15 protein-coding genes and 3 tRNA genes are annotated in these 14,721 nt (G+C 54.7%); 9 read left to right on the top strand and 9 right to left on the bottom strand.

What is annotated here, in order from left to right:
- Positions 1–435: 435 nt before the first annotated feature.
- Positions 436–1,401 (top strand): hypothetical protein, encoded by a 966-nt coding sequence (locus P2R09_RS17980; RefSeq protein ID WP_003850884.1) that lies wholly within the window; start codon positions 436–438, stop codon positions 1,399–1,401.
- Here the strand turns inward: P2R09_RS17980 and P2R09_RS17975 are convergent.
- A complete protein-coding gene (locus P2R09_RS17975; RefSeq protein ID WP_008925521.1) occupies positions 1,383–1,937 on the bottom strand; it encodes a histidine phosphatase family protein in 555 nt (184 codons plus the stop codon). The genes P2R09_RS17980 and P2R09_RS17975 overlap by 19 nt on opposite strands.
- Positions 1,938–2,519: 582 nt before the next feature.
- Between P2R09_RS17975 and P2R09_RS17970 the strand changes: the two genes are divergently transcribed.
- The 3 genes from P2R09_RS17970 (at position 2,520) to P2R09_RS17960 (ending at position 6,023) form a co-directional block, all read left to right on the top strand.
- On the top strand, positions 2,520–3,908 hold the full coding sequence (locus tag P2R09_RS17970; protein ID WP_275771720.1) for an MFS transporter: 1,389 nt from the start codon (positions 2,520–2,522) through the stop codon (positions 3,906–3,908).
- A gap of 84 nt (positions 3,909–3,992) precedes the next feature.
- Positions 3,993–5,015, top strand: coding sequence for a LacI family DNA-binding transcriptional regulator (locus P2R09_RS17965; RefSeq protein WP_003850877.1), 1,023 nt, complete (start codon positions 3,993–3,995; stop codon positions 5,013–5,015).
- 12 nt (positions 5,016–5,027) lie between these two features.
- Positions 5,028–6,023 carry a nucleoside hydrolase gene (locus P2R09_RS17960; protein WP_275771718.1) on the top strand — a complete coding sequence of 332 codons (996 nt, stop codon included), beginning with the start codon at positions 5,028–5,030 and terminating at the stop codon, positions 6,021–6,023.
- Between the two features lie 117 nt (positions 6,024–6,140).
- On the opposite strand, the gene P2R09_RS17955 is transcribed toward P2R09_RS17960, so the two are convergent.
- The 3 genes from P2R09_RS17955 to P2R09_RS17945 all read right to left on the bottom strand — a co-directional run bounded on the left by P2R09_RS17955 (position 6,141) and on the right by P2R09_RS17945 (position 8,786).
- Positions 6,141–6,605 (bottom strand): YbaK/EbsC family protein, encoded by a 465-nt coding sequence (locus P2R09_RS17955; protein ID WP_008925525.1) that lies wholly within the window; start codon positions 6,603–6,605, stop codon positions 6,141–6,143.
- A 94-nt stretch (positions 6,606–6,699) separates the two neighbouring features.
- Positions 6,700–7,494 carry a siderophore-iron reductase FhuF gene (gene fhuF, locus P2R09_RS17950; protein WP_003850871.1) on the bottom strand — a complete coding sequence of 265 codons (795 nt, stop codon included), beginning with the start codon at positions 7,492–7,494 and terminating at the stop codon, positions 6,700–6,702.
- A gap of 194 nt (positions 7,495–7,688) precedes the next feature.
- Positions 7,689–8,786 carry a diguanylate cyclase gene (locus P2R09_RS17945; RefSeq protein WP_275771714.1) on the bottom strand — a complete coding sequence of 366 codons (1,098 nt, stop codon included), beginning with the start codon at positions 8,784–8,786 and terminating at the stop codon, positions 7,689–7,691.
- A 231-nt stretch (positions 8,787–9,017) separates the two neighbouring features.
- On the opposite strand from P2R09_RS17945, the gene P2R09_RS17940 reads away from it, so the two are divergent.
- The gene (locus P2R09_RS17940) at positions 9,018–9,302 is read left to right on the top strand and encodes a DUF1435 domain-containing protein (RefSeq protein ID WP_003850867.1); all 285 of its coding nucleotides are present in this window, start codon (positions 9,018–9,020) and stop codon (positions 9,300–9,302) included.
- A 145-nt stretch (positions 9,303–9,447) separates the two neighbouring features.
- On the opposite strand, the gene P2R09_RS17935 is transcribed toward P2R09_RS17940, so the two are convergent.
- The 4 genes from P2R09_RS17935 to rsmC all read right to left on the bottom strand — a co-directional run bounded on the left by P2R09_RS17935 (position 9,448) and on the right by rsmC (position 10,949).
- Positions 9,448–9,534, bottom strand: a tRNA-Leu gene (locus tag P2R09_RS17935).
- Positions 9,535–9,562: 28 nt separating this feature from the next.
- Positions 9,563–9,649, bottom strand: a tRNA-Leu gene (locus P2R09_RS17930).
- Positions 9,650–9,679: 30 nt separating this feature from the next.
- Positions 9,680–9,766 (bottom strand) — tRNA-Leu (locus tag P2R09_RS17925).
- 151 nt (positions 9,767–9,917) lie between these two features.
- Positions 9,918–10,949: a 16S rRNA (guanine(1207)-N(2))-methyltransferase RsmC gene (gene rsmC, locus P2R09_RS17920; RefSeq protein WP_008925528.1), complete on the bottom strand. Its 1,032-nt coding sequence runs from the start codon at positions 10,947–10,949 to the stop codon at positions 9,918–9,920.
- Positions 10,950–11,055: 106 nt separating this feature from the next.
- On the opposite strand from rsmC, the gene P2R09_RS17915 reads away from it, so the two are divergent.
- From P2R09_RS17915 to yjjG, 3 genes are read left to right on the top strand one after another with little or no spacing between them, the layout of a single operon-like run.
- Positions 11,056–11,466 (top strand): DNA polymerase III subunit psi, encoded by a 411-nt coding sequence (locus P2R09_RS17915; RefSeq protein ID WP_003850863.1) that lies wholly within the window; start codon positions 11,056–11,058, stop codon positions 11,464–11,466.
- Positions 11,438–11,878 carry a ribosomal protein S18-alanine N-acetyltransferase gene (rimI, locus tag P2R09_RS17910; RefSeq protein ID WP_003850861.1) on the top strand — a complete coding sequence of 147 codons (441 nt, stop codon included), beginning with the start codon at positions 11,438–11,440 and terminating at the stop codon, positions 11,876–11,878. The genes P2R09_RS17915 and rimI overlap by 29 nt, the downstream gene beginning before the upstream one ends.
- 18 nt (positions 11,879–11,896) lie before the next feature.
- The gene (yjjG, locus tag P2R09_RS17905; RefSeq protein ID WP_275771710.1) at positions 11,897–12,577 is read left to right on the top strand and encodes a pyrimidine 5'-nucleotidase; all 681 of its coding nucleotides are present in this window, start codon (positions 11,897–11,899) and stop codon (positions 12,575–12,577) included.
- Positions 12,578–12,976: 399 nt separating this feature from the next.
- Here the strand turns inward: yjjG and P2R09_RS17900 are convergent, their stop codons facing one another.
- On the bottom strand, positions 12,977–13,627 hold the full coding sequence (locus P2R09_RS17900) for a YtjB family periplasmic protein (protein WP_008925530.1): 651 nt from the start codon (positions 13,625–13,627) through the stop codon (positions 12,977–12,979).
- Positions 13,628–13,734: 107 nt separating this feature from the next.
- On the opposite strand from P2R09_RS17900, the gene serB reads away from it, so the two are divergent.
- On the top strand, positions 13,735–14,712 hold the full coding sequence (gene serB / locus P2R09_RS17895; protein ID WP_275771707.1) for a phosphoserine phosphatase: 978 nt from the start codon (positions 13,735–13,737) through the stop codon (positions 14,710–14,712).
- Positions 14,713–14,721 lie beyond the last annotated feature (9 nt).

The following is a 14,721-nucleotide window of genomic DNA, read 5'->3' as shown; positions in this document are numbered from 1 at the left end:
GCTGGCATTGCATACTGGCTGCAATTCCGATGAGTGCGGGAATGAATGAATGGTTTTCCCTGGTGGCGACGCAGTGGGTTAGCGCGCGGAAGTTTCCTCACGGCTGTTTAATTGCACTGCACCTTTTTAATAAAACATTATTTACACATTAGCTATGTCTTTTTTTGATTTTAGGATAATACGGAAATAATCCGGTCGCCTTATCGAAATAATAATATGGTCGCTGTTAATCATTTATTTAAATATAACGAAACCCTTAATTAAGGAATATCTTAATATCATGCCTTATTATCGTGCTGACATAAGGCCTGGCCATCGCAGTCGTGAATATTGCACTTAATGAGTGGGGTAAGCCCGGCTCATCAATCCGCAGCATCAGACAGGCTGAAGAGGATTGTCTACGCTTAAGAAGAACTTACTGAGAAAGGAGTGCGCATGCAGAGTGAAGCTTACGGTTTACTGGCGGTCGATAAGCAGGGCAATCGCGTCCTGTTCCTTAATCCGGAAACCTTCGCGGTCGAGCGGGAACTGAACGCTTTTCCACCGCGGCCGCATGAACTCCTGATGCTGGCCCCGTGGGGTAAGGCCTATGTCCCTATTTATGGCGACGGCGTTCATGGTAATAACCCGCATCCGGGTCATAAAGTGGCGGTCATTGATTTACAGCGTCGCGAGATCAGTGGCTTTATCGATCTGTCGCCGCTGCGGGCACCCCACAGCGGACAACTGGGGCGCGATGGCAAAGTCTATCTCTGCTGTGAGCAGAGTGCCGCCGTGGCGGTGATCGATCCGCAGACTGACAAAGTAGAAAAAATTATTCCGATTCCTTCTCACAATGCGCATCGCCTGACGCTGTCACCCAGCGGCCGCAAGCTGTTCACCGATAATGAAGAGGATGCGACCATCACCGTCGTGGATCTCTGTGAAGCGGAAGGACGGGTGATCGATACCATCCTGCTTCCTGGCCCGATTGCGGGCATTGCCGCATCACCGAAACACCCTTATCTGGTCGCCAGTGCCGCTGACGCGCCGCTGCTCTATCTGATCGATCGGCAGAGCCACCGTATTCGTCAGCGCATTACGTTGCCGGGTCATCAGCAGCCTTGTCAGGTGGTTCGCTTCAGCGCCGATGGCGAACAGCTGGTGGCAATAGGGGATCAGGAACCGCGGGTGACACTGTTTGACGATCTGCTGAATCCGCTGGGGGATATCAGCGTGGGTAACATGCCGATGGATGGCTGCTTCACGCCCGACAGGCAACAGCTGCTGATTGCCAATCAGGATGATGGCACGCTGAGTGTGATCGATCTGGCACAGCGTAAAGTCATTGCCACGCCGCGTGTTGGCACGGGCTGTGAGGTACTGGGCTATTTTCCGCTCGGTCAGATAAACGGACGATGATAGATCGCAGTGCTCCAGTGACGGCTGCTGGCATGCTTCTCTGCCTGCCAGCCGCGTTTTCGTAACTCACGCGCAATCATTTTGTTCATGATGCCGTGGCCCAGCAGCAGTACCGTGCCTTGCTGTGAATGATCGATCAGTTTTTCTGCCGCCGCCGAAGCGCGGCTGCGTGCATGTTGCAGCGACTCCGCGTCGCCTGCATAACCGCAAAACCACAAAAGCCGCAGCAGGGCCAGCCAGCACACGGTCGGTAATTGTACCTCACCGGTTTTCACCAGCGGCACGGCGACTTCGCTGAACAGCGCATCAACCTCATGGGGTTCCAGACCGAGCTGGCTCAGTGAGGATTGCGCGCGGGGCAGGGGGCTGCAGACGATAAACGTAGCCTGACGGGCAATTTCGATGCTGCGCGGCGGCGGTCCGTCACTGACCTGTGACAGATCGTACGCTTCGCACCAGTCAGCCAGTGCCTGCACACTCTGGCGACCCGCCGCCTGGTGGTCAGGTTTACCGTGTCGCATCAGAATAATTTTCATCGTATCTCTGTCCGGCCTTTTGGTCAGGGTAACGCATTGCCTGTGTTTACGGTGATTTTTCAGAATAAACAGCCAGTGTCATTTGCAGGTAATCTGCGCGTGCGATAACTGAAAATGATGAAGGGAACGTTGCCCCTTTTATCGTGCTTAATGATTAGTGAATCAGATAACTTACAGGCGCTGATGACTTTTTTTGTGCAATAAGAAGGCGGTTAACTCGCTGAATTTGCGCAAAAAATGGGTGGTGACGGAATGTTATAATGAAGTTTTTCTAACAAATATCGTCAGGATCTATTGATTTATCTACGCGCGTAGATACACTAAGTCCCCAGTGATTGCTCACGGTGCCCGATGCACAGTAGGCTCCATCGATTGTTAAGTTATATTCGCTCAGTTTAAGCGACCGGTGAAAAATACACCGGCGAAATGGGGCGATGAATACGATTCCAACACCAGGGAATCCTTTAACCTTTCATCATGGTTCGCCCACTGAACCTCGTCACCGGGGGATTCCGCTTTCATCAGGGAATCGACCCATGGACGGGCGTTTATCGATCTGCATACTCATTCAGGGATAGGGTTATGACGGCACACAATTCCGTTAAGCAGCAGGCATCACTGTCATCCACTTCAGCCGCCGATGAGCGGTTTGACACCCCTTCAGGTCGCAAAGAATTCTGGCGTGCCACTTTCTCATGCTGGCTCGGAACGGCAATGGAGTACGCGGATTTCGCGCTCTATGGCCTGGCTGCCGGTATCATCTTTGGCGACGTCTTCTTTCCCGAATCAACCCCAGCCATGGCGCTGCTCTCCAGCTTCGCGACCTGGTCAGTCGGCTTTGTTGCCCGGCCCATCGGCGCGTTGTTTTTTGGCTGGCTCGGCGATCGAAAAGGCCGAAAGGTCGTCATGATCTCCACCATTATTCTGATGGGTGCTTCCACAACCTTTATCGGCTTAATCCCAGGCTACGCCTCTATTGGCGTATGGGCGCCTGCCTGCCTGGTTCTGCTGCGCTTTACGCAGGGGTTCGGCGCGGGTGCGGAGTTATCGGGCGGCACGGTGATGCTGGGCGAATATGCGCCGACAGAGCGCCGCGGACTGGTCTCTTCTGTGATCGCGCTGGGTTCCAACAGTGGCACGCTGCTGGCTTCGCTGGTCTGGCTGCTGGTGGTGCAGATGGATCAGCAGAGCCTGCTGGAGTGGGGCTGGCGTATTCCTTTCCTCAGCAGTGCGCTGATTGCACTGGTTGCGCTGTGGATTCGCCGTCATTTGCGAGAAACGCCGGTGTTTGAGCGCAGAAAAGCGGAGATGGAAGCGGAACGTGCTGGCATGAAGGCAGCGTCGGTGGTCGATCAGCGGCCTTTCTTCCAGCGTACCCGCGCTTTCTGGACCATGGTTGGGCTGCGCATCGGCGAAAACGGTCCTTCCTATCTGGCGCAGGGCTTCATCGTGGGTTACGTCGCAAAAGTGCTGATGGTGGATAAGTCTGTACCGACCACCGCCGTGTTTCTCGCGTCGCTGCTGGGCTTTCTGATCATTCCTTTAGCGGGCTGGCTCTCTGACCGCTTTGGTCGCCGGATCGTGTATCGCGTTTTCTGTCTGTTGCTGATGTTTTACGCCTGGCCCGCCTTTACGCTGCTGGATACCCGTGAACCGATGCTGGTGATTCCGGTAATCGTGGTCGGTATGGCGCTGGCGTCACTGGGTATTTTTGGCGTGCAGGCGGCCTGGGGTGTCGAGATGTTCGGTGTTCATCATCGCTATACCAAAATGGCGGTGGCTAAAGAACTGGGCTCGATTTTGTCCGGCGGCACCGCACCGCTTGTTGCCGCTGCTATGCTTTCTTATACCGGTCACTGGTGGCCGATTGCAGTCTATTTCTCGGCAATGGCCGCCATTGGATTCTTTACTACCTTTGTCGCGCCTGAGACGCAAGGGCGAAATCTGAATCTGCCTGAAGATGCCATCTAGCAGTACCTGAAGATCTCATCTGCCAGAAGAGAGCGACAACCAGCAGGCCGTGTAAAGCGGCCTGTTTTTATGGAGGGACATGATGTGCCTAAGTCATTAACGGGAAAAGTGACCCGCAGAGAAGTTGCGAAAGCGGCAGGCACCTCAGTGGCAGTTGTCAGTTATGTCATTAACAACGGGCCGCGTCCGGTCGCTGAGGCCACCCGTCAGCGGGTACTTGAAGCGATTAAAGCGACGGGTTACCGGCCAAATGCCGCAGCACGCGCACTGGCATCCGGTAATACCAAGACCTTTGGATTGGTGGTGCCTAATATCGGCAATCCTTTTGTCGCCTCCATGGCGCACATGTTGCTGCAGGAGTCGATGAACCACGGTCACGTTATGCTGCTGGGAGATGCCGGTGATGACCGCAGGCGAGAACTGGAGTTAATTCAGGGACTGCTTAACCGTCAGGTGGATGGACTGTTTTACAACAGCGTCGATCGCCATCCTTACATTGATTTGATTAAAGCCAGCGGTACGCCGCTGGTGATGCTGGAGCGGGTTGAGCCACAGCCGGGCGTTAACATGTTGCGGGTGAATGAACGTCAGGCCGCCTGGCAGGTAACGGCGCATCTGTTAAGTCACGGCTATCAGCAGGTCGGCATTATCAGCGGCCCGGTCGATATGCTCAATGCACAGGATCGCATCCAGGGCTGGCGCGATGCAATGCAGGATCGTGGCCTGCCCATTGATGAGTCGCTGATGTTTCCCGCCAGCTACACCCCTCAGGGTGGCTACGAGGCGGCACAGGCAATGATCGCGCGGGGTTGTGTGCCGCGCGCACTGTTTACCAGTAACGAAGGTCAGGCGATTGGTGCGCTTCGCGCCTTTTCCGAACATCAGATTCGGGTGCCGCAGGATGTGGCGCTGGTCTGCTTTAACGGAACCAATCACTCGTCATTTCATGTCCCGACATTAACGACTGTGCGCCAGCCACTGCGTGACATGGCCCGCTCTGCGATTCAGATGCTGAAAGAGGGAGAGAGCGAAGCACAATTGAAGGAGTTTCCACACTATCTTGAAATCGGTGAATCCTGCGGTTGCCAGCCGCAAAGTCAGAGTTAACGTATAAAAAATATGAAAAGAATCATTATTGATTGCGATCCCGGCAACGGTATCGCGGGTGCCAACACCGATGATGGGCTGGCGATTGCGCTGGCATTAGCTTCACCTGCACTGTCGCTGGAATTAATCACTACCGTGGCGGGTAATACACCCAGCGACGTGGGCGCGCGCGTCGCCAAAGATCTGATTGTCCGGCTGGGATCGTCTATTCCGGTCATCCAGGGTGCGACGCAGGCGTTACAGGAAGATCCTGCGCCGTGGCGTGAAACGCTGGATAATCGGGTCAATCAGCTTGCGCTGAGTGAGCTGTGGAAGGGCGTGCGTCAACCAGCAGATATTGCAGCGGATGCGTATGATGCCGCTGACGCGATGGGCAAACTGATTTGCGACAATCCGGGCGAAATTACCCTGGTGGCGATTGGTCCGCTGACGAATGTGGCGCTGGCAATGCAGCGCTATCCTGCGATGGCAGACTCTGTGGCAGAAATTGTCATCATGGGTGGCGTGTTTACGCTGGATGATTATATCAAAGACACCAATTTTGGCCTGGACCCGGAGGCCGCGCATCAGGTGTTGCACAGCGGTGCCGCCGTGACGCTGGTGCCAATGGATGTCACCACGCAGACGCTGCTGACCCAGCAGGATCTCACCCGTCTTACCGCTGTCGATCATCCGCTGGCCGATTTTGTGCGAGACACGCTGCGTCCATGGATCAACTATTCGATGGAAACGCGTCAACTGGCGGGATGCTGGATCCACGATGCACTGGTTGTGGCCTGGCTGCTGAATCAGCGGGTCGCGTCAGGCATTGATTACCGTGTCGATATCGAGCTACGTCCCGGTGCAACACGCGGTAAAAGCTGGCGTTATCGTCAGCCGCTACGGCTTGCTGTCGGCGTACCTGAGCACTGCGGCGCATGGGTTCATGTGCTGCACCGCGTCGATAACACGATGCTGTTGTCGATCATCGAAGAGGCCTTTAAGCGGCTGACTGCTATGGGCGATTAACCCGCCCGCTTACTGGCGCGCCTGATATGTTTGCATGATGCGGCAATGCCCCTCTAAGGCTGATAAACGCTGTCAGGAGGTGTGCAGCATCTGGGCTGGATCAAGAGATGCAAAGCATTACATCGCTTCGCACACGTCGATCCAGCGGGCGTTGGTCAGCTCAGCCATCTGCTGAGGCGAGATGCGGACGGCACTGTGGATAGCGCCAGCGGCGGGTAACACTTCGTCGAAACTGCGCAGTGAGACATCACAGTAAACGGTCAGCGGATTCTCCAGACCGAACGGACAGACGCCGCCAACCGGATGGCCGGTCCAGTTAATGACCTCATCAACGCTCAGCATCCGCGCTTTTGCGCCTAGCGCGGCTTTCAGCTTGCGATTGTCCAGCCGGGCATCGCCGCGTGTCACAATCAGCACGACGTCATTTTTCACTTTCAGTGACAGGGTTTTCGCAATCTCTCCTGGCGTCACGCCATGGGCGCGCGCAGCCATTCCGACCGTTGCAGTGCTTTCTGCCAGTTCGATAATTTCAATTTCAGGGGCGTGTTCGGCAAAGAACTGGCGCACGGACTCCAGACTCATCTTTCTCTCCAGGCTGATCGAAGGCGTAAAAATTGCCACAAGCCTCAGTGCCTGTAAACGAGATAAACGGAGAATTCGTGGTAATTACGTCTGTTTAGCTGCCGCTCAGGGTGCAATTGCCGCATTGTTCGACATCAGGAATGCGATAACGCTGGCAACAGCTGCGACGGACCAGTTCGCCATTGCGCATGATCATGGTGCGGTAGAGCGGATTTTCGCTGCCATCCAGCAGTTTCTGGTTAAAGAATAGCGCCTGCTCCAGTTGCAGCACCAGCGTCTCATCGATCTGACTTTTCAGCTCACCCAGAAACCACTGCAATGAGTAGCCCATGTTGTTCCAGATGAGTCGGGCGTTGATATCACCATGCTGAGTAATACCATTAACCACCGGGATCAGATGCTGCTGAATCAGCCGATCGATGCGCTGCTGAGGGTTAAGATAGCGGGCTTCTTCATCCTCCTGCACATCAATCCAGAACGTGGCCGGATGACCATTCTCATGAAAACCGACACGAATATGCTCTGGTGAGCAGTCCAGCGCGCGCGACTCCTGTAACAACGCCATGATCATCGGGGGCAGCAGCAGGCCAAAATACCATTGCGCCCACAGAGAGAGCACCGGCTTTGCTTCACGAACCGCATCAGGATGATCGCGATAGAGATAATCGCTGTAGCGCTGGATAAGCTGGGCAAAAGCCTCTGATTGTGACCAGGCAACGAGTGTCTGCGTATCGTGCGGAGCGGGCTGGCTGAATTTAACAGAATCAAGCAGATAACTACGCTGTTGCTGCAGCCGCTCGTGCAGACTTTCCGCCAGTGGACGGTCATTCTGCCGAAAGATCATCGACTGAGCGTTGAAACGCTGTTCCTGAGCTGAAACGGTTGCCATGACGACTCGCGAAAAGTGTAGATAAGAAAGCAAATGATAATCGTTATTGATTAACTCTACAAGTCGCGTAAAAAAACGTCGCTGCCGTCAGGGATTGGGTGGGGAATGCGATCAGCAAACAAACCCGTCTGCGCAGTGCAGAACCGGCCATAGCGCGGCAATGTCAGGGTTATTACCAGCCGTGTTGTGCTTAATCAGGCTGGTTCAGTTAAGGTCTCATGCTGTTTTCGCGGAAGATCTTCCCAGGCAAGAATGGTATTCCGGCCCTGATTCTTAGCCACATATAATGCGCTGTCAGCATTGGCTACCGCCTGATCAAAATCATTATCGTAGATAGGCGCAATGCCGGCGCTGATGGTGACGTGGGTTGAAACAGTCTCATTAAAAAGATGGGGTATTTCTAAATCCAGCACATACTGACGGATGCGCCCTGCCAGTTTCATGGCGATGGAGCTGTTCACATTGGTCATTAACACCAGAAACTCTTCGCCGCCATAGCGGGTGACGACATCGCGTGAACGGACTGCATCCCGAATAGCCACAGAGACCCGCGCCAGTGCCTGATCACCCATCGCATGCCCATAATTATCGTTGTAGGCTTTGAAATGATCGATATCCAGCAGCAGCACATAGTGGCTGCCAGCATGGTTTTCCAGAATATTGTCCAGTCGGTTCTTCAGGCCACGACGGTTATACAGTCCGGTCAGTGGGTCGAGCATGCTGAGGTCACTGAAGGTCTCTTTCTCTTCATAGAGTTGGTGCATCAGCCGCAGGGTAAAGTTGTCGGCACGGCGACGCATAAGATGCTGGAGTGAGAAACCAATCAGCGGCAGCATAATGGTCAGCAGAATCAGCGGCAGATGCTGCCCATTATCAAGCAGTAATACGGTGAGCACCGGTGGCGCGACATGAAGACAAAAAGCCCCCAGATAATCGCTCAGGGCGATGGCACTAATAAATAACACACTGATCAAACTGATAATAAGAAAGCCGCCATCAAAATAGAATACCTGATGAAAACGATAATTAATGTGCCAGGCCCAGAGCGCGCCCAGCACCAGCGCGACAGGATTTAAAAGGGAGAGTTTTACTTTAGACCATATTAAATGTGCAATTAACATTATGCCGCTAAAAGACGCGACACAAATTACCGGCAACGTGGTATCGATTTTCTCATTGCTCATTATTGGCAGCAGATAAAATAGCGAAACGGCGATATTTAAAAACAGAAAAAGCATCACTGAAAGCCGGTATTTACTCTGTTTCAGTTCTTCATATGATTGTAATTTCATTATAAATACTCGTGACGACCCTGAAATACCAAAGCGCAAGCCGGCATAAACAGGTTGTGCCAGACAGTGAGCAAATTATTGCTGGTGCTGTTATTAAAGGTGTTATCGGTCGCAATCTAGCATTTTCCAACTGGTCTGTCATCTTCGTTGCCAGGCGTGACAAAAACAGGCTGCAAGCAAAGCAAAACTGACATATGATAATGGGAATGCTTATCATTTGAGGTTTGCGTCATGGGAATAGCGATTATTGCGGCCTGCGGTTTGTGGGGCGTCAGTTGGGCGCTGGGTAAAAAACTGGATAGTGCGTGGGGCGTATTGCTGCCCTGCATCGCGCTGCCGCTGTTCGCATTATGGGAACCCAGCTTCAGCCAGTGGCGACTGGTGATGACAGTTGCGCTGCTGCTGACTGTCGTCATGCTATTTAACCAGCGTCTGCGTCACTATCTGTTATTGCCTTCGTGCCTGGCGTTAGCAGGTGGACTGGCGGCAGTCTCTGTGAATTTTCATCTGAGTTAATACAGGCGTAAAGGCGTAAAGCGGGTGTTCAGGGTGTCGCGACCGGGAAAGTGAATGCCACGCGAAAAAAACAAAACAGGAAAGGGATAAAGCGACACTGCAACTAGGCAGCTGAAACGAGCAGAAAGCCAGAGGATGACAACGTTGGTGCGAAGAGAGGGACTTGAACCCTCACGTCCGTTAAGACACTAACACCTGAAGCTAGCGCGTCTACCAATTCCGCCACCTTCGCATCGAGTTGTCTGTTCATATCACCGCAATGGTGCGAAGAGAGGGACTTGAACCCTCACGTCCGTTAAGACACTAACACCTGAAGCTAGCGCGTCTACCAATTCCGCCACCTTCGCGCAGTGCTCGCGATATGAAACATGTGATTTTGGTGCGAAGAGAGGGACTTGAACCCTCACGTCCGTTAGGACACTAACACCTGAAGCTAGCGCGTCTACCAATTCCGCCACCTTCGCATACCCGTAACATCCTGAGAATGTTACAACCACGGAGGCGCATTCTAGAGATTTTACTCTTTGCGTCAACAACTATTTCGTCGGGCTGAAACGATCGCTGTAAAAAGCAACGTTTTCAGCCCGGCAACGCGATTAATGACGTTAAAAGCCCTTATCGTGTTTTGGCACCACGACCATAGACGGCGCGATAAACTTTAAAGCGGCCGGTCTGTGCGATGACTTCGTGGCTGCCGAAAGCTTCATCCAGCACCTGCGGATAAGGCAGGAACGTGTTCGCAACAATACGCAGTTCGCCACCGGTGTTCAGGTGCTTTACTGCTCCCCGGATCAGCGCCTGTGCGGCGTCGAGGCTGGTCTGGGTGCCTTCATGGAACGGCGGGTTAGAGATAATCATGTCGAAACGGCCGGTCACGTCAGAGAAGACGTTGCTGGCGAAAACTTCGCCCTCGATGCCATTGGCGGCCAGCGTCAATTTACTCGCTTCAATGGCTGCGGCATGCACGTCGCACAGCCACAGGCGTACTTTAGGCGAACGGGCAGGCAGTGAGGCGGCAATCACGCCTGCGCCACAGCCCATATCCAGCACTTTACCTTTAGTGTGCGGGGTAAAGGTCGACAGCAGCAGGGCGCTGCCGCTATCCAGACCGTCACGGCTGAAGACGCCAGGCAGAGTGTGAATGGTCAGACCATCCAGCTGATACTGATGACCAAAGGTGCTGGCATCAAACGCAGGCTGTTTGTCGAGGCGACCATGATAGAGACCACAGCGACGCGCGCTGTCGATCTTCTCCAGCTTCACCCACGACTCCAGCATGCCTTCGGCACTGCGGACGCCGCTGCGATTTTCACCCACCACGAACACGTCGCAGCCCACTGGCAGCATCGAGAGCAGGTTCTCCAGCTGGAACTGTACTTCCGGCTTATTTTTGGTCCAGAAGTAGACCAGGGTATCGCATCCCTGCACATCTTCCGGCTGCGCAACCATTCCGTAACGCGCCTGCTCGCCCATACGGCGGCTCAGGTTTTGCCAGTGATGATATTGCTGGGTGTGAACGCGCGATGAAGCGGTTTCCAGCTGAGCGGGCAGGTCATCCTGCAGATCGCCAGCAAATAAAACATGGCGGGCGGTAAATTCATCACTGTGGCGCAGAATGACTTCGCTGGCCGGGGTAAAAGCAGACATGTAGGGCTCCTGTAAGATCTGAGCGGGGATTATAGTGGTTTGTTGGCGCATGTTCGATGGGTTTGCTAGCATAGCGTCGCATTCAGCTAGCAGAACAGGTAACACCATGACGTCCAGGCGCGACTGGCTTTTACAGCAAATGGGAATTACGCAGTATCAGCTGCGCCGCCCGCGCGTGCTTCAGGGCGAAATTGCCGTCACGCTGGCACCGGACACGCAGTTAATTATTGTCGCTGACGCGCCACCCGGTCTGCATGAACCGCTGATGCGCGATGTGCTGCATACCCTCAATCTGCAACCCGCTCAGGTAATGACCGTGACGCCGGATCAGCTGCAGATGCTGCCGGAAACGCTGAACTGCGCGGGCTGGCTGCTCGGCGTAGAGAGCGAACAGACTTTTAATGGCGTGGCATTAACCAGCGCCTCTTTCAATGAACTGATCAGCAGCGGCGTCGCCAAACGCGCGCTCTGGCAACAGATGTGTAACCATGACAGCCATCTCTTTACTCACCCCTGACGACCTGGCGCAGGCCTTTGCCATTGAGCGTCGTAGCCACGCGTTTCCCTGGAGTGAAAAGACGTTTGCCAGCAATCAGGGCGAGCGCTTTATTAATTTACGTCTCGACGCCGACGGCAAAATGGTCGCCTTTGCCATTACTCAGGTGGTGCTGGACGAAGCCTCGCTGTTTAACATCGCGGTCGATCCTGACTTTCAGCGCCGGGGATATGGCCGCCAGCTGTTGCAGCATCTGATCGATGAGCTGATCAAACGCAACGTGCTGACGCTGTGGCTGGAAGTGCGGGCCTCGAACCTGCCCGCCATTGCGCTCTATGAGCAGCTTGGATTCAATCAGGTCAGTCGTCGCCCCAACTATTATCCCACCGCCAGCGGCCGTGAAGATGCCATTCTCATGGCCCTGACGCCGTAGTGGTGTTAAGGAGCTTTAATGATTGATAACTGGGACTGCATCCTGTTTGATGCGGACGATACCCTTTTCCATTTCGACGCCTATGCCGGTTTGCAGCGCCTGTTCGCCGGCTATGACGTGCAGTTCACCGACCAGGATTACAGCGATTATCAGGCGATCAACAAGCCGCTGTGGGTCGATTATCAGAACGGCACCATCTCAGCGTTACAGTTGCAGACTCAGCGTTTCAACCACTGGAGCGAAAAGCTCAGCGTGGCACCAGAGATCCTCAACAGCGGCTTCCTCAGTGCGATGGGCGAGATCTGCACGCCGCTGCCGGGCGCGGTCAGCCTGATGAACCAGCTGCATGGCAAGGTAAAGATGGGGATCATCACCAACGGCTTTACCGCGCTGCAGCAGACGCGTCTGGAGCGCACCGGCTTCCGTGATTACTTCTCGGCGCTGGTAATCTCTGAGCAGGTTGGCGTGCCAAAACCGGCGGCCGCGATTTTTGACTACGCACTGGAGCTGATGGGCAATCCGGATCGTGAGCGAGTGCTGATGGTGGGTGATACGCCAGAGTCAGACATTCTGGGCGGCATGAACGCGGGAGTGAAAACCTGCTGGCTTGATCATGGCACCCGACCGCTGCCAGAACATATCAAACCCACCTGGCAGGTCAAATCGCTGGGTGAGCTGGAAGCGTTGCTGATTGGCTAACGGAACACGCCTCGCAAATCCACATTTTTCCACTAAAAAGGCCCGCATTGCGTGCTTTCAGACTGCTGAAAAATTCAAATCAAGGCACATCTGGCAACGATGGATTAGCTCAATACGCAGGGAACCGGGTCAGAGGAGGAAAGCGTCCCGCGCCATGGACAAAAACGCCGGGAGCGTTTTTGAACAACGCAACGCGTTGGCCCGGCGACGGGCGCACCTCATGGATGAGGTGCGTAATCGCGCGGGCCGAGCGGGCCAGGGATTGGCGTAAGCGACTTTCCGATCTGACCCGGTTTCCTGCGCTGGCTCGGTCTCACAGCGATCAGGCCAGGGTTTGTCAGCAGTCTTAGGCCCGCACAGCGGGCCTTTCTCGTTTTATCTTTACCGCAGCGCAGAACACTACTCTTTCTTCTCGTCGTCCTCATCCCGATCCTCTTTAACCGGGGTGCTGGCGGTGAGCAGGAACGGCGACTGCTGCCAGCGGGTGCGGCGATGGCGCAGCAGGGTGCGGGAGAGAATAATGCCGATCGCCAGTGCCAGCAGCATCATCAGACGCAGAATATTGGTGGTGTTATCGACCTGATGCGAGTCGGTGACCAGCACGTGGGTATCCAGCGTCACGCGCAGGAAGCCCAGCGGGCCATCGCTCCCGGCCAGCGGCTGCACAATCTGATGATTGAAATAGCTGCCTGCGCGCTGACCATCGAGCGCCAGCCGATCACGCACATTAATATTTTCACCGCTGTGCGCCACCAGACTGCCGTCGCCGTCATACACCGACGCATCCAGAATACGGCTGTTAGCCGTCATCTGATTAAGAATGGCTTCTATCTGAGTGCGGTTATTTTCACTGTTGTCCATCAATGGCTTAAGACTAAACGCCACCTGACTGGTCAGTGTATGTGCCAGCTCCTCGACCTGTTCAGAACGCGCCGCCTGATGACCAAGACTGAACCAGGATGCGCCCTGCATCAGCACAACCAGCAGCGCCATGGAGATCAGAACGATCACGGTCCGATGTAAGCGAAATTTCAGTGCGGTTTTAGCCATTACTCATCCGGGTCGTATCACAACATAAAGCCTGGAGATTATGTTGCCAGAAGCGGCGCAGACAAGGTAGCCTCTTGCGTGGTTTTGTTGTCCCTACAGGAGCTCTGATGCCAAATCGTTTAACCTGGTGCGATCTTCCCGCCGATGTTTCCCTCTGGCCGGGTTTGCCCCTTTCTCTTAGCGGTGATGAAGTGATGCCGCTGGATTATCGCGCTGGCCGCACCGGCTGGCTGCTGTATGGCCGCGGGCTGGACAAGCAACGGCTCACCGATTACCAGCACCAGCTGGGGGCCGCGATGGTGATCGTCAGCGCCTGGAACGTCGATGAGTATCAGGTGATTCGCCTGGCAGGATCGCTGACGCCGTTTGCCAGCAAGCTGGCGCACGATGCCGGGCTCGATGTTGCGCCGCTGGGCAAAATCCCGCATCTCAAGACGCCAGGCCTGCTGGTGATGGATATGGACTCCACCGCGATTCAGATCGAGTGCATCGATGAGATTGCAAAACTGGCGGGCTGCGGCGAGCAGGTGGCGGAAGTCACGGAGCGTGCGATGCGCGGCGAACTCGACTTCACCGCCAGCCTGCGTCAGCGCGTCGCCACGCTGCAGGGCGCGGATGCCAATATTCTGAAACAGGTACGTGATGCTCTGCCATTAATGCCAGGCTTAACGACGCTGACGCAGAAGCTGGAGGCGCTGGGCTGGCAGATTGCTATCGCTTCTGGCGGCTTTACCTATTACGCCGAATACCTGCGCGACAAGCTGCATCTGTCGGCGGTGGTGGCCAATGAACTCGAAATTCGCGACGGCAAACTGACCGGCAACGTGCTGGGTCCGATTGTCGACGCACAATACAAAGCCGATACCCTGAAGAAGCTGGCGGAGCGTTTTAATATCGCGCCGGAACAGACGGTGGCGATCGGTGATGGTGCCAATGACCTGCTGATGATCAAAGCCTCAGCGCTGGGCATTGCGTTCCATGCTAAACCTAAGGTGAATGAGCAGACCGCGGTCACCATTCGCCATGCCGATTTAATGGGGGTGTTCTGCATCCTTACCGGCAGCCTGATTCACGAAGAGCGTTAACTGAGGTAT

The sequence above is a fragment of the Pantoea sp. Cr_R13 genome, assembly GCF_029222565.1.
Lineage (GTDB): Bacteria > Pseudomonadota > Gammaproteobacteria > Enterobacterales > Enterobacteriaceae > Pantoea > Pantoea eucalypti.
This window is presented reverse-complemented; position numbering and strand designations above follow the sequence as displayed.

Bases quoted from the DNA above. Each gene is read 5' to 3' on its own strand.
- P2R09_RS17980 (WP_003850884.1), top strand. From the start codon at position 436: ATGCAGAGTGAAGCTTACGGTTTACTGGCGGTCGATAAGCAGGGCAAT.
- P2R09_RS17975 (WP_008925521.1), bottom strand. From the start codon at position 1,937: ATGAAAATTATTCTGATGCGACACGGTAAACCTGACCACCAGGCGGCG.
- P2R09_RS17970 (WP_275771720.1), top strand. From the start codon at position 2,520: ATGACGGCACACAATTCCGTTAAGCAGCAGGCATCACTGTCATCCACT.
- P2R09_RS17960 (WP_275771718.1), top strand. From the start codon at position 5,028: ATGAAAAGAATCATTATTGATTGCGATCCCGGCAACGGTATCGCGGGT.
- P2R09_RS17955 (WP_008925525.1), bottom strand. From the start codon at position 6,605: ATGAGTCTGGAGTCCGTGCGCCAGTTCTTTGCCGAACACGCCCCTGAA.
- fhuF (WP_003850871.1), bottom strand. From the start codon at position 7,494: ATGGCAACCGTTTCAGCTCAGGAACAGCGTTTCAACGCTCAGTCGATG.
- P2R09_RS17945 (WP_275771714.1), bottom strand. From the start codon at position 8,786: ATGAAATTACAATCATATGAAGAACTGAAACAGAGTAAATACCGGCTT.
- P2R09_RS17940 (WP_003850867.1), top strand. From the start codon at position 9,018: ATGGGAATAGCGATTATTGCGGCCTGCGGTTTGTGGGGCGTCAGTTGG.
- rsmC (WP_008925528.1), bottom strand. From the start codon at position 10,949: ATGTCTGCTTTTACCCCGGCCAGCGAAGTCATTCTGCGCCACAGTGAT.
- P2R09_RS17915 (WP_003850863.1), top strand. From the start codon at position 11,056: ATGACGTCCAGGCGCGACTGGCTTTTACAGCAAATGGGAATTACGCAG.
- rimI (WP_003850861.1), top strand. From the start codon at position 11,438: ATGACAGCCATCTCTTTACTCACCCCTGACGACCTGGCGCAGGCCTTT.
- yjjG (WP_275771710.1), top strand. From the start codon at position 11,897: ATGATTGATAACTGGGACTGCATCCTGTTTGATGCGGACGATACCCTT.
- P2R09_RS17900 (WP_008925530.1), bottom strand. From the start codon at position 13,627: ATGGCTAAAACCGCACTGAAATTTCGCTTACATCGGACCGTGATCGTT.
- serB (WP_275771707.1), top strand. From the start codon at position 13,735: ATGCCAAATCGTTTAACCTGGTGCGATCTTCCCGCCGATGTTTCCCTC.